Source organism: Thermus hydrothermalis (genome assembly GCF_022760925.1).
Lineage (GTDB): Bacteria > Deinococcota > Deinococci > Deinococcales > Thermaceae > Thermus > Thermus hydrothermalis.
The window spans coordinates 21,083-32,822 of the sequence record NZ_JAKTNT010000022.1 but is presented as its reverse complement, the minus strand read 5'-3'; the positions used below and the strand labels follow the sequence as shown (position 1 = coordinate 32,822).

The window sequence follows — 11,740 nt, the reverse complement described above, 5'->3', positions numbered from 1 at the left end:
TCGTGCGGATCGCACTCAGGAGGTCACGGGTTCGAGTCCCGTCGGCTCCACCATCGGCTGAGTCCAAACCCCCGGGAAGCCCCGGGGGTTGGCCTTTCGGTTTAGGGATTGGGCTCCGAGGAGCCGAGAAGCCAGTTCACAAAGGCATTCACCACGTCGTTCTCTGCCAGGAGTTCGGGATTTTCCACCACCGCCTCAAAGAAGGCCCGCACCCCCGCAAGCCCGGGGTCTCGGAGCGCTTCCTGGACGCTTTTCCCCGCATAGGGGCCCGCCTTCAGGGGGGTGGTGAGGCGGCTTCCGGTGGCCAGGGGAGCGGCTTCCCTGAGGGCCTCGAGGGTCCTTTCCAAGAGAAGCTCCTCCCCCTTTTCCCCCAGGGCCTCCTTGGGGCTCAGGAGGGGTTGGCCCGAGAGGTCCCGCACCTCCAGGCCCAGGGCGTAGAGCCTGCGGGCGAGGCTCGGCGGACCCACCTCCAGGGGGAGGAGGGCGGCGGCCTCCCCGTAGCGGACCTCCAGGGTGTACCGCCCGGGCTCGGGCGGGGTTACGGCGGGGGCCACCTCCACCAGGGCGGTGGTAAGGGGAGGGAAGCCCAGGTCCTTCTTTTCCCCTTGGAGGAGCGCGCCTTCCCGGTAGAGGCGGGTTTCCAGGCCCTCCCGCTGGAGGTAGGGGCTACCCGTGAGGCGCACCTCGGGGAAGACCGCCTCCCCGGCACGGAAGGGCCGGGCGTCCACGTCCCCCGGGATGAGGGTGAGCTTGAGGACCTGTAGGCCCACCCCGCTTTTCTGAAGCCGGGCGAGGGCCCGCTTGGCCGAGGGGACGAGGGGGTGCTTGGGGTGCTGGGCGAGGAAGGCCTGGTAGAGGGGCTTGGCGTCCAGCCCCACCCGCTCCGCCAGGTAGGCGCGGAAGTAGAGGGCGAGGGGTTCCTGGCGCTCCTCTAGGTCCTTTAGGGCCTCGAGGAAGTCCTCCCCCTCGTCCAGCCTGAGGGCCCGGTCATAGGCGGCCTTGGCCCCCAGGAAGTCCCCGTGGATGGCCCGGAAGAGCCCCAGGTTGTAGTAGGCGGTGGCGTTGGGGTTAAGCCCATTGGCCCTTTCCGAGGCCAGGATGGCCCGGGGGAGGTCCCCCGTGAGGTAATAGGCCCAGCCCAGGTTGGTCCAGTAAAGCCAGTAGTCCGGCCTAAGCTTTAGAGCCCGGAGGAGGGCATCCCGGGCCTCTTCCCCCTTGCCCTCGGCGAAGGCGGCGAAGCTCACCTCCTCCCAGGCCAAGGGGAGCTCGGGAAAGGCCTGGGCGAGGTTTCTTGCGCTTTCCTTCCAGCGTTCGTCCTCCAGGGCCCGGTAGAGGAGGTGGGCGGCGGTCCTTTCCAGGATGTCCCCCTTCGCCAGCGCCTCGGCCCGCTTTAGGGCCTCTTCCCGCTTGCCCTCGGCCAGGAGGCGGAAGGCCTCGTAGGCGGGGGGAAGCGTGCCCTGCCAGAGGAGGAGAAGCCGCTTGGGCAAAACCCCCTCCAAAAGCCCCGCCCCCCGGCCTGCCTTGAGGTCCAGGGCGGACTGGTGCAAGGGGTCAGGGTCCTCGCCTTCCGCCAGGGCCCTCAGGCGCTCTTCCGGGAGGGAAGGCGGGGGCAGGGGGGCGTACCAGGGGGCGAGGCCCTGGCCCTGGAGCCAGAGCCAGGCGAGTTCGGCGCTTGGGAAAAGCCCCTCCTTGGCCCCGGCAGGGGTGGCGAGGATGAGCCTCAGGCCCCTTTCCTCTTCCCGGCCGAGGAGCACCCACTCGGCCCCCGTGGCCGAGAGGGCGAGCCGGGCCCCAGCCCGGGTGTAAAGCCCCCCCGCAAGCTCATAGCTTGCCCGCCAGGGGAGGTCGGGGAGGAGGAGGGCGAGGAGGGTGGGGGGAGGCGCGTTCAGGCCCTGGGCGAAGGCCTGGGCCAGGGCGTAGCCCCTGGGCCCCTCAAAGGGGAGGACGAGGCCTTGGGCCAGGGCGAGCCCGAAAAGGAACCAAAGCGCAAGAAGCCGCCGCATGGAAGCATTCTAGCGCCCTTCCTTGAGAACAAGGTAAGCGAAGCGGAGAAGCCTCGGGGCCCGCCGCCAGCGCTTGGGGTCCAGGCCCACCCTTAAAAGCCACTCCAGGCCCAGGCGTTGCGCCCAAAGGGGGGGGCGCTTGGCCTCCCCCGCCAGGACGTCCAGGGTCCCCCCCACCCCCATGGCCACCCGGGCCCCCAGGTGGGCCTTGTGCCGGTGGATGAAGGCCTCCTGCCTTTCCCCCATGCCCACGAGGAGGAGGTCGGGGGCTACTCGTTGGATTTCCTCCACCACCTGGGCTTCCTCCCGGAAATAGCCGTGGTGGAAGCCCACCACCTTGGCCCCAAGCCGCTCGGCCTCCCTCGCCGCCCTTTCCGCCACCCCGGGCCTGCCCCCGAGTAGGTAGGCCCTAAGCCCCGGGAAGCGGCGGAAGAGGGCCAAGGTCAGGTCCACCCCCGTGACCCGCTCGGGGAGGCGCACCCCATGAAGCCGCCTGACTGCCCAGAGGATGCCCACCCCATCGGGGGTGATGAGGTCGGCCTCGAGGACCGCCCGCCTTAGCGCCTTGTCCTCCCTTGCCCGGACGGCGATCTCGGGGTTTAGGGTCACCACCTGGTGGGTTTTGGCCTCCTCCAGGAAGCCCCCGATGCGCCTTAGGGCCTCCTCCATGTCCACGGGGTCCAGGGGGAGGCCGAGGAGGGTTAGCCGCTCCATGCCCCGTACCTCTGGGCGTAGCGGTCTTGGCTTAGGCCGTAGGTTTCCTTGGGGAAAAAGCGGACCTCGGTGAGCCTCGGCACCACTGGGTCCACCCCAATGAGGCTGGCCCAGGCCAGCTCCTCCGTGCGCCCCTCCTTGTGGAGGGCCTGGCCTTCCGGGCTTTGGAAAAGGGCCTCCTGAGGGTCGGGGAAGGCCCTGAGGAGGGCCGTGGCGAGGCTTTGGGCCTCGGGGAGGACGCGCTTTTGCAAGAACCCCAGGGCCACCACCGCCGAGAGGAGGGGCTCGGGGGCCCCGGAGGGGCGGAGGGTGGGGGTTTTTAGGGTTCGGGCGAGGTCCACCACCGCCTTGGCGTTGCGGAGGCTTGCCAGGTACACCTCTTTTTCCTCGGGGAGCACGCTCCCGTTGAGGAGGGGAGCCACCAGGATGGCCTCCTTGCCCTTCACCTCCGTCCTTTCCAGGTCCAAAAGGGAAAGCCGCCCGTGGAACCCTTCGGGGGGAAAGCCCTCCACCTCGCCCAAGAGGAGGGTGTCCTTGCCCAAGCTTTCCGCCAGGAGGCGGGCCACCTTGGGCCCCGGGGCCACCCAGACCCCTTTCGCCCCCAGGGCCAGGAGGCGGGTGAGGACGCTACCCGCAGGCAGGACCTCCGCCAGGATTAGGGGGCCAGGGGCCGGCCTCAGGCACAGGTCAACCCGGCACACCCCGCCATGATACCCTAGCCTGGGTTTATGCGGCTTAAAGACTTGGGCGAAAGGGCCCTTCTAAAGAAGCTCGCCCCTTTGGGCTATCCCCAAGGGGCTCCCCTGCCCCCGGGGGACGACGCCGGGGGGGTGTGGGTGGGGGAAAAGGCCCTCCTCCTCAAGGTGGATGGCTTCCGCTACCAGGAGGTGGCCCTAAGGGGCATGGGGCCCTTTGAGGTGGGCTTCCGGGGGGTGGCGGCCACCGCTTCGGACCTCCTTTCCAAGATGGGCCGGCCCTTGGGGTTTGCCCTGGGGCTTTTCCTTCCCCCGGAGGCGGAGGAAACGCTGGCCTTTGGCCTGGTGCAGGGGGCGGCGGAGGCGGCAAGCCGGCTTGGGGCGCCCCTTCTGGGCGGGGACACCAACGCCGGGGAGGCGGCCTTGGTGGTGGCGGGGTTTGCCGAGGCGAGAAGCCCCCTTCCCCGCCGGGCCCTGCCGGGGGATTTCCTTTACCTCGCCGGGGACCGCTGGGGACGGCTTGGGGCGGCCATCTTCGCCCACTACCAGGGACTAGACCTCACCCCCTTTCCCGCCATCCGGGAGGCCGCCCACTACCCCTTGCCCCGGCTCGGCCTCTTGGCCTTGGAGGGGCTTCTCCGGGGGAGCCTGGACTCCTCCGACGGCCTGGCGGAAACCCTTTGGCAGCTTTCCGAACTCGGGGTGCGGGTGGAGCTAGAAGCCCTTCCCCTCTACCCCGATGTCTTGGCCTTTGCCGGAAGCGAGGAAAGGGCCTTGGCTTTCGTGCTCTTTGGGGGGGAGGAGTTTGAGGCGGTCCTGGTGGTGCCCCCGGAGAAGGGGGAGTTGGTGGAGGCGAAGGCGAGGGAGGTGGGGCTTCCCCTTTTTAGGGCCGGGCGCCTCGCCGAGGGGGAGGGGGTCTATTTCCGGGGGCAGGCCGTGCCCCGGAGGGGGTACGACCACTTCCGCCCCTAATTGCGCCCTTGTTCACAAACGTACCGAAGGGCCTCCGGTACCATCCCCGGGGTATGGAGGCCACGCTACCCGTTCTGGACGCCAAGACCGCTGCTCTAAGGCGCCGCTCCGTTCGCCGCTACAGGCCGGACCCCGTGCCCGAGGGGCTTCTTAAGGAAATCCTCGAGGCGGCCCTCCGGGCCCCCTCCGCTTGGAACCTGCAGCCTTGGCGCCTCCTGGTGGTGCGGGATGCCGCCACCAAGAAGGCCCTTAGGGAGGCGGCCTTCGGCCAGGCCCAGGTGGAGGAGGCCCCCGTGGTCCTGGTCCTCTATGCCGACCTCGAGGACGCCCTGGCCCGCCTGGACGAGGCCATCCACCCGGGGGTCCAAGGGGAAAGGCGGGAGGCGCAGAAGCGGGCCATCCAAAGCGCCTTTGCGGGGATGGATCCCAAGGAGCGGGCGGCTTGGGCGGCGGGGCAAAGCTACATCCTTTTGGGGTACCTGCTCCTCCTCCTCGAGGCCCATGGGCTTGGGAGCGTGCCCATGCTGGGCTTTGACCCGGAAAGGGTGAAGACCCTCCTGGGCCTTCCCGCCCACGTGGCCATCCCCGCCCTGGTCCCCTTGGGCTATCCCGCCGAGGAGGGCTACCCTTCCCACCGCCTGCCCTTGGAGCGGGTGGTGGCCTGGCGCTAGGGGGGAGGGAGGAGCCAGCGGGTTTCCTTCCGGAGGGCTTGGGCGAAGCGGGGGCTTTGTTTTGGAAGGGCCTGCCACTCCGCCAGGGTGTAGACCAGGGCTTCCGTGGGGACGGGTAGCTCTTCCAGGGGCAGGGTGGCGGTCCTGCGGTAGGGGGGAAGGCCGCTTTCCTCCACCACCAAAACGAGGTCCAGGTCGTTCCTCACCCCGTAATCGCCCCCTGGCGTAGGAGCCGAAATACCCTAGGGCCAGGAGGCCTGGGATGGGGTGGCGGGCCATCCAGGCCCTGAGGGCCTCCTCCACCTCCTCCCTATTGGGCCATCTGGGCACGGACGAACGCCAGGACCGCACGGGCATGGTTTAGCGCCTCCTCGCTTTGTAGGGGGCCCTAGTGCTCCGCCGATGGGCCTTCGGGGAAGGCATCGGGGTAGCGGGTGGGAATGTAGAGGTTGTCCAGATACCGGAACCATTCCACCGGTTCTTCGGGAACCTTGATGGGAAGTTCCCGCAGAAGGCGGGCGATGAGGTGCCCCCAAGCCTCCTGGCCCAGGTGAAGGTGCAGGGCCTTGACGGCTTTTTTCGCAGACTGCTGGGCAGCGAAGCAGGCCCACTCGTGCCTTCCCGCCTGGAGAAGCCAGTCCTTGGCCCGGTTCATGCCCCCAGTCTACCGCTATACTCGGGGCATGCGGGCCTTCAAGGCGCACCTCCGGGACCTTACCCCCTACCCCTACAAGAAGGAGGAGGCCCCGGTAAAGCTGGACCAAAACGAAAGCCCCTTTGACCTGCCCGAGGCCCTGAAGGAGGAGGCCCTTAAGCGGCTTAGGGGACTAGCGTGGAACCGCTACCCGGAGATCCACGCCGAAACCCTGAGAAGGCGGCTCGCCGCCCTCTTGGACTGGCCGGAGGAGGGAATTGTCCTTGCGCCCGGGTCCAACCTCCTCATCCTGGCCCTGAGCCTGGCGGCGGAGGAGGTCTTGGACCTTTCCCCTTCCTTCCCCCATTACGCCCACGCCGCCCGGGTGGCGGGCACCCCCTACCGGGCGGTGCCCTTGGGGGAGGGTTTTTCCTTGCCCTTGGAGGAGCTTCTCGCCGCCTTTCGGGGCGGGGTCTTCTTCCTCCCCAACCCCCACGCCCCCACGGGGGCGCTTTTCCCCGGGGAGGCGGTGGCGGCTTTGGCGGAAAGGGCGAGGGCTGTGGGGGGGCTTCTCGTGGTGGACGAGGCCTACCGGGAGTTCGCCGGCACGGACTTTAGCCCCTTGGGAAGGGATAACCCCCACGTGGCTTTCCTCCGCACCTTCTCCAAGGCCTTCTCCTTGGGGGGGGTCCGGGCGGGGTACCTCCTGGCCCACCCCCGGGTGGCGGGGGTGGTGCGGGAGATCCTGCCTCCCTTCGTCCTCCCCGCCCACACCGGGGCGGTCCTGGAAGTGGTCTTGGAGAACCCGGGCTACGTGGGGGAGGTGGTGGCGGAGGTGGTGCGGGAAAGGGAGCGGGTCCACGCTGCCCTAAAGGCCCACCCCACCTGGCACCCCTACCCGAGCCACGCCAACTTCCTCCTGGTGCGGACCCCGGACGCCGAGGCGGCCTTCCGCCACCTCCTCGCCCAAGGGGTTTTGGTGCGGCGGCAGGACCATTATCCGGGCCTGGCGGGGTGCATCCGGGTCACCGTGGGGCGGAAGGAGGAGATGGACGCCTTCTTGCGGGCGGCCTTTGGAGGGGTGTATGCGTGAGGCCTTGGTGGAGAGGGCCACGGCGGAAACCTGGGTCCGCCTCCGCTTGGGCCTGGATGGCCCCGTGGGGGGCAAGGTGGCCACGGGGCTCCCTTTTCTGGACCACATGCTCCTCCAGCTCCAGCGGCATGGGCGCTTCCTCCTGGAGGTGGAGGCCAAGGGGGACCTCGAGGTGGACGTGCACCACCTGGTGGAGGACGTGGGCATCACCCTGGGCATGGCCCTGAAGGAGGCCTTGGGGGAGGGGAGGGGTATAGAGCGCTACGGGGAGGCCTTCGCCCCCATGGACGAAACCCTGGTCCTCTGCGTGGTGGACCTTTCGGGCCGCCCCCACCTGGCGTACCGGCCCGAGGCGTGGCCCGTGGTGGGGGAGGCGGGCGGGGTGAACCCCTACCACCTGCGGGAGTTTCTGCGGGGGCTTGTGAACCACGGGCGGCTCACCCTCCACCTGAGGCTTTTGGCGGGGCGGGAAGCCCACCACGTGCTGGAGGCGAGCTTTAAGGCCTTGGCCCGGGCCCTTCACAAGGCCACCCGCCTCACGGGGGAGGGGCTTCCCAGCACCAAGGGGGTGCTTTAGTGCGGGCCCTCCTCATGGACTACGGCTCGGGGAACCTCCGGAGCGCCGCCAAGGCCCTCGAGGCCTCGGGCTTCGCCGTGGCGGTCTCCGCTGACCCCAAAGCCCTTCCGGAGGCGGACCTTCTGGTCCTCCCGGGCCAAGGCCACTTCGGCCAGGTGATGGAGGCCTTTGCCCGAAGCGGCTTCCTGGAAAGGGTCCTGGCCCACCTGGAAAAGGGGCTTCCTTTCCTGGGCATCTGCGTGGGGATGCAGGTCCTCTACGAGGGGAGCGAGGAGGCCCCCGGGGTGAAGGGGCTTGGGCGGGTGCCGGGGCTCGTGCGCCGCTTTCCCCGGGGACGGATTCCCCAGATGGGCTGGAACGCCCTGGAGTTCCGAGGGTTTTTTGCCAGCCTCACGGGCCGCCACTTCTACTTCGCCAACTCCTACTATGGCCCCCTCACCCCGTACGCCCTCGGGGTGGGGGAGTACGAGGGGACCCCCTTCACCGCCCTTTTGGCCCAGGACAACCTCCTCGCCCCCCAGTTCCACCCGGAGAAGAGCGGCCGGGCGGGCCTGGCCTTTTTGGCGCTAGCCCGCCGCTACTTTGAGGTCCTCTAGGGTGATGAGGCGGCCCTGGGCCCCAAGCCCCGTGGCCGCCAAGGCCCCCGCCAGGTTGGCGAGCCTTCCCGCCTCCACCGGGCTTCTCCCTTCCAGGATGGCGTGGGCGAAGGCGGCGGTGTAGGCGTCCCCGGCCCCCGTGGAGTCCACGATGTCCTCAATGGGGAAGGGCTCTAGAAGCTCTTCCCCTTCCGGGGTCACCACGATGGAGCCCATGGCCCCCACCTTGATGGCCAGGTGGGAAAACCCCTCGGCCCGGAGCCGGGCCACCCCTTCGGAGAGGGAGGAGGCGCCGGTGAGGGCGAGGAGTTCGGTCTGGTTCATAAGGAGCCAGGCCACGCCCCGCAGGTACTTCAGAAGCTCCGCCCCCGCCGCCCGCACCGCCCCCGTGCCCAGGTCGGCGAAGACGGGAAGCTCCCGCTTCCTCGCCGCCTCGAGGACCTCCACGGCGTAGCTCCGGGTGGGCCCCCCCACCAGGGCGTAGGCGGAGAGGACCACGGCGTCCACGGCGTCCAGGTAGCGGGGTTTGAAGAGGGCGGGATCCAGGTAGCGGCTCGCCCCTTCCGCGCTCACCATGGCCCGCTCCCCGCCGGGCACCACCAGGATGAGGACGGAGCTCGTGGTGTGGTTGGGGTCTTCCTGAAGGTACTTCAGGTCCACCCCCACCTCCCGCACCCGGCTAAGGGCGAGCTCGGCGAAGGGGTCCTGGCCCACCCGCCCGGCCAGCAGGACCCGGTGGCCGAGGCTCGCCAGCTGGGCCGCCAGGGTGCCCCCTGCACCCCCCGGCTTCATCAGGGCCCGCCTCGAGGGCACCTCTTCCCCAGGTTCCGGTATGCGCTCCACGAAAAAGAGCAGGTCCACGGAAACATCCCCCAGCACGAAAAACCGCATCTCGCCTCCTTCCGCAAGGCACAGGGTTTGCCCTCACTATACCGCAAGGGCCCCGTTGCTTTGGGGGAAGTATACCCCTGGGGTTATGAGAAGAGATTAACGAGCTAGAAGCGGCGGTCCACCACGAGGCCCCCTTCCAGCTCGCTTACGAGTTCCACCTCGTCCAGCCTGAGCCCCGTGGCCTTCTGGATGGCCTCGTAAAGCCCAGGAGGCACCTTGTCCGCCTTCAGGCGGAGCACCAGCTTGTCCGTGCCCTCCAGCTTCCTTTCCACCACCACCTGGAAGCCCTTGGGGTCCAGGCCGAAGCCCGCTAGGAGGGGGGCGAGCTCCGTGGGGTAGAGCTTTACCCCCTTCACCTTCACCATCTGGTCCGTGCGGCCGAAGACCCCACGGGGGAGGACGGTAAGCCCTTCCCGGCGCTCGGCCATGGCCAGGTCCCCGGTGCGGAAGCGCACCATGGGCATGAGGGTGCGGCTTAGGGCGGTGACCACGAGCTCCCCCTTTTCCCCGGGCGCCACGGGCCTTAGGGTTTCCGGGTCTAGCACCTCCAGGACGGCCATCTCGGGGATCTCCCAAAGCCCGTCCTTGGCCAGGTTCTCCCCGGCCACGATGCCGAGCTCGCTGGTGCCGTAGGCGTCCAGGGCCACCCCACCCAGGAGGGCTTCCACCTTTTCCCGGAAGCCGGGCACCGAGGTGAAGGGCTCCCCGCCCGCCAGAAGGAGGCCAAACCGCCCCCCCGCCTGGGCCACCTTAAGGGCGAAGGAAGGGTTGGTAACCAGCACGTCAAACTGGGGGCTCAGCTCGGCGATGCGCCCCGCCTCCCCGGGCCCGTGGGGGAAGACCAGGTTCCCCGCCAGGACCAAGGCCTCGTGGAAGAGCCACCCCCCGGCGAAGACGTGGTAGCTGAAGGCCACGAGGACCCGCTTTCCCACAAGGCCCAGCCGCCGGTAGTGGCGGGCCAAGGCCTCCGCCTGGTAGCGGAGGTCCTCCTCGGAGAGGTACTCCGGCATCCAGCCCATGAGGGGGCTTGGGGTGAGGTGCATGAGCCTCGCTCCTTCCGGGGGGGTGGGGTGTTCCTTGAGGTAGGCCACCCACTCCTCCCGGGTGGTGAGGGGCAGGGCGGAGAGGGTCTCGGGGGACACCTCCTCCGGGTCCACGTCCTTGAGCTTTTCCCGGTAGACGGGGTGGGCCTTGGCCGCGCGGATAACCTCCCTTAGGCGCTGGGTCCGGTCCATACCTGGCCTCCTTTGCCCCCGATTATACCGGGGCTTCCCGCCAGGGCGAGGAGCCGGGGCAGGTCCCCTTGGAGCGCCTCCCAGGTGTCCCGCCTCAGGGTGATGTGGCCCACCTTGCGCCCGGGGCGCACCCCCTTGCCGTACCAGTGGAGGTGGGCGCCCTCCAGGGCCAGGGCCTGGGCGAAGTCCGGCTTGAGGCCGATGAGGTTCGCCATGGCGCTAAATCCCCTAGGGGCGGTGCTCCCCAAGGGGAGGCCCAGGATGGCCCTCAGGTGGTTTTCAAACTGGCTCGTCTCCGCCCCCTCCAGGGTCCAGTGGCCGGAGTTGTGGACCCGGGGAGCCATCTCGTTGAAGAGGAGTTCCTCCCCCACCTGGAAAAGCTCCAGGGCCAGGACGCCCACGTAGTCCAGGGCCAGGAGGGCTTCCCTGGCGTAGGCCTCCGCCTTCCTCTGCAGGGCTTCCGTAAGCCCGGGGGCGGGGGCGAGGGAGAGGCGGAGGATCCCCCCTTGGTGGTGGTTTTCCACCAGGGGATAGAAGGCCAGGGCCCCGTCCCGCCCCCGCACGGCGAGGAGGGAAACCTCCCGGTCAAAGGGGACGAAGCCCTCGAGGATGAGGCCCTGGCCCCCGAGGGCCTTAAGGGCGCTCAGGGCCTCGCCTTCCGTCCGCACCAGGGCCTGCCCCTTGCCGTCGTAGCCCCCGCGGCGGGTCTTGAGGAGGGCGGGAAGGCCCACCGCTTCCAGGGCCGCCCTCAGGTCCCCTTCCCCGTCCACGGGGCGGAAAGGGGGGGTGGGGACCCCTAGGGCGGCCATGAAGGCCTTCTCGGCGAGCCGGTCCTGGGCCACCTCCAGGGCCTTGGGAGGGGGGAAGACGGGAAGGCTTTCGGCGAGGCGCTTGGCCGCCTCCACCGGGACGTTCTCAAACTCGTAGGTGACGAGGTCTAGGCCCTGGGCGAAGCGGGAGAGGGCCTCGAGGTCGGCGAACGCCCCCACGCAAAGCTCCCCCACCTGCCCGGCGCAGGCCTCGGGGGAAGGGTCCAGGAAGCGGAAGGAAAGCCCCAAGGGGTAGCCCGCCAGGGCCAGCATCCGCCCAAGCTGCCCCCCGCCCAGGATGCCCACCCTCACGCTTCCTCCCGGGGGTCGGGGTGGGCCAGGACGGCCTCCGTCTGCGCCTTGCGGTAGGCCTTGAGGCGCTCCATCACCTCGGGGTGCTTGAGGCCGATAATGCTGGCGGCGAGGAGGGCGGCGTTCACCGCCCCTGCTTTCCCGATGGCCAGGGTGCCCACGGGGACGCCGGCGGGCATCTGCACGATGGAAAGGAGCGAGTCTAGCCCCTTGAGGGCCTGGCTTTCCACGGGGACCCCTAAGACGGGCAAAGGGGTGTGGGCGGCGGTCATGCCCGGGAGGTGGGCCGCCCCCCCCGCCCCGGCGATGATCACCTGGATGCCCCGTTCCTCGGCGCTTTTGGCGTAGGCGGCCATGAGGTCAGGGGTGCGGTGGGCGGAAACCACCCGCACCTCGTAGGGGACGCCCAAGGCGTCCAGGGTTTCCGCGGCGTGGCGCAGGGTTTCCCAGTCCGAGCGGGAGCCCATGATGAGACCTACCAAAGGCGCCATCGTACCGGATTGTAAAAGCCCTTCTTCCCGCAGTAAAGCTTGGAGGT

At 69.2% G+C, this 11,740-nt stretch carries 12 protein-coding genes and 2 pseudogenes; 5 read left to right on the top strand and 9 right to left on the bottom strand.

Annotation, left to right across the window (positions count from 1 at the left end; genetic code table 11):
* Nucleotides 1-101: 101 nt before the first annotated feature.
* Genes L0C60_RS11685 through L0C60_RS11675 form a run of 3 tightly spaced genes read right to left on the bottom strand, consistent with a single transcriptional unit; the run spans nt 102 to nt 3,418 of the window.
* Nucleotides 102-2,003: a tetratricopeptide repeat protein gene (locus L0C60_RS11685; protein WP_234508264.1), complete on the bottom strand. Its 1,902-nt coding sequence runs from the start codon at nt 2,001-2,003 to the stop codon at nt 102-104.
* A 9-nt stretch (nt 2,004-2,012) separates the two neighbouring features.
* Complete coding sequence (locus L0C60_RS11680) at nt 2,013-2,717, bottom strand: WecB/TagA/CpsF family glycosyltransferase (protein WP_234508266.1); 705 nt, start codon at nt 2,715-2,717, stop codon at nt 2,013-2,015.
* A complete protein-coding gene (locus L0C60_RS11675; protein ID WP_243092824.1) occupies nt 2,705-3,418 on the bottom strand; it encodes a 2-phosphosulfolactate phosphatase in 714 nt (237 codons plus the stop codon). Before L0C60_RS11675 ends, L0C60_RS11680 begins: the two co-directional genes overlap by 13 nt.
* 27 nt (nt 3,419-3,445) lie before the next feature.
* Between L0C60_RS11675 and L0C60_RS11670 the strand changes: the two genes are divergently transcribed.
* Together L0C60_RS11670 and L0C60_RS11665 are read left to right on the top strand one after the other, a co-directional pair.
* A complete protein-coding gene (locus tag L0C60_RS11670) occupies nt 3,446-4,384 on the top strand; it encodes a thiamine-phosphate kinase (RefSeq protein ID WP_234508270.1) in 939 nt (312 codons plus the stop codon).
* A 53-nt stretch (nt 4,385-4,437) separates the two neighbouring features.
* Nucleotides 4,438-5,055, top strand: coding sequence for a nitroreductase family protein (locus L0C60_RS11665; RefSeq protein WP_234508271.1), 618 nt, complete (start codon nt 4,438-4,440; stop codon nt 5,053-5,055).
* Here L0C60_RS11665 and L0C60_RS11660 read toward each other — a convergent pair.
* Both L0C60_RS11660 and L0C60_RS11655 read right to left on the bottom strand, forming a co-directional pair.
* Nucleotides 5,052-5,412: pseudogene (locus L0C60_RS11660) on the bottom strand (nucleotidyltransferase domain-containing protein). The gene L0C60_RS11665 and the pseudogene L0C60_RS11660 overlap by 4 nt on opposite strands.
* A pseudogene (locus tag L0C60_RS11655) lies at nt 5,366-5,710 on the bottom strand (HEPN domain-containing protein). The pseudogenes L0C60_RS11660 and L0C60_RS11655 overlap by 47 nt, the downstream one beginning before the upstream one ends.
* A gap of 28 nt (nt 5,711-5,738) precedes the next feature.
* Here L0C60_RS11655 and L0C60_RS11650 point away from each other — a divergent pair.
* From L0C60_RS11650 to hisH, 3 genes are read left to right on the top strand one after another with little or no spacing between them, the layout of a single operon-like run.
* Entirely contained in the window at nt 5,739-6,782 is a 1,044-nt protein-coding gene (locus L0C60_RS11650; RefSeq protein WP_234508273.1) for a pyridoxal phosphate-dependent aminotransferase, read from the top strand.
* Entirely contained in the window at nt 6,775-7,359 is a 585-nt protein-coding gene (gene hisB / locus L0C60_RS11645; RefSeq protein ID WP_234508275.1) for an imidazoleglycerol-phosphate dehydratase HisB, read from the top strand. Before L0C60_RS11650 ends, hisB begins: the two co-directional genes overlap by 8 nt.
* Nucleotides 7,359-7,955, top strand: coding sequence for an imidazole glycerol phosphate synthase subunit HisH (hisH, locus tag L0C60_RS11640; RefSeq protein ID WP_234508277.1), 597 nt, complete (start codon nt 7,359-7,361; stop codon nt 7,953-7,955). The genes hisB and hisH overlap by 1 nt, the downstream gene beginning before the upstream one ends.
* Here hisH and L0C60_RS11635 read toward each other — a convergent pair.
* The 4 genes from L0C60_RS11635 to purE all read right to left on the bottom strand — a co-directional run bounded on the left by L0C60_RS11635 (nt 7,926) and on the right by purE (nt 11,693).
* A complete protein-coding gene (locus tag L0C60_RS11635) occupies nt 7,926-8,846 on the bottom strand; it encodes a carbohydrate kinase family protein (RefSeq protein ID WP_234508278.1) in 921 nt (306 codons plus the stop codon). The genes hisH and L0C60_RS11635 overlap by 30 nt on opposite strands.
* A gap of 104 nt (nt 8,847-8,950) precedes the next feature.
* Nucleotides 8,951-10,081 (bottom strand): phenylacetate--CoA ligase family protein, encoded by a 1,131-nt coding sequence (locus L0C60_RS11630; RefSeq protein ID WP_234508280.1) that lies wholly within the window; start codon nt 10,079-10,081, stop codon nt 8,951-8,953.
* Entirely contained in the window at nt 10,060-11,202 is a 1,143-nt protein-coding gene (locus tag L0C60_RS11625; RefSeq protein WP_234508282.1) for a 5-(carboxyamino)imidazole ribonucleotide synthase, read from the bottom strand. Before L0C60_RS11625 ends, L0C60_RS11630 begins: the two co-directional genes overlap by 22 nt.
* Nucleotides 11,199-11,693, bottom strand: a complete 495-nt coding sequence (gene purE, locus L0C60_RS11620) for a 5-(carboxyamino)imidazole ribonucleotide mutase (RefSeq protein WP_234508285.1) — start codon at nt 11,691-11,693, stop codon at nt 11,199-11,201. Before purE ends, L0C60_RS11625 begins: the two co-directional genes overlap by 4 nt.
* Nucleotides 11,694-11,740: the final 47 nt, after the last annotated feature.

Coding starts and splice junctions, on each gene's coding strand:
- L0C60_RS11670 (WP_234508270.1), top strand. CDS start 3,446: ATGCGGCTTAAAGACTTGGGCGAAAGGGCCCTTCTAAAGAAGCTCGCC.
- L0C60_RS11635 (WP_234508278.1), bottom strand. CDS start 8,846: ATGCGGTTTTTCGTGCTGGGGGATGTTTCCGTGGACCTGCTCTTTTTC.
- L0C60_RS11665 (WP_234508271.1), top strand. CDS start 4,438: ATGGAGGCCACGCTACCCGTTCTGGACGCCAAGACCGCTGCTCTAAGG.
- hisB (WP_234508275.1), top strand. CDS start 6,775: ATGCGTGAGGCCTTGGTGGAGAGGGCCACGGCGGAAACCTGGGTCCGC.
- L0C60_RS11650 (WP_234508273.1), top strand. CDS start 5,739: ATGCGGGCCTTCAAGGCGCACCTCCGGGACCTTACCCCCTACCCCTAC.
- L0C60_RS11685 (WP_234508264.1), bottom strand. CDS start 2,003: ATGCGGCGGCTTCTTGCGCTTTGGTTCCTTTTCGGGCTCGCCCTGGCC.
- L0C60_RS11680 (WP_234508266.1), bottom strand. CDS start 2,717: ATGGAGCGGCTAACCCTCCTCGGCCTCCCCCTGGACCCCGTGGACATG.
- purE (WP_234508285.1), bottom strand. CDS start 11,693: ATGGCGCCTTTGGTAGGTCTCATCATGGGCTCCCGCTCGGACTGGGAA.
- L0C60_RS11630 (WP_234508280.1), bottom strand. CDS start 10,081: ATGGACCGGACCCAGCGCCTAAGGGAGGTTATCCGCGCGGCCAAGGCC.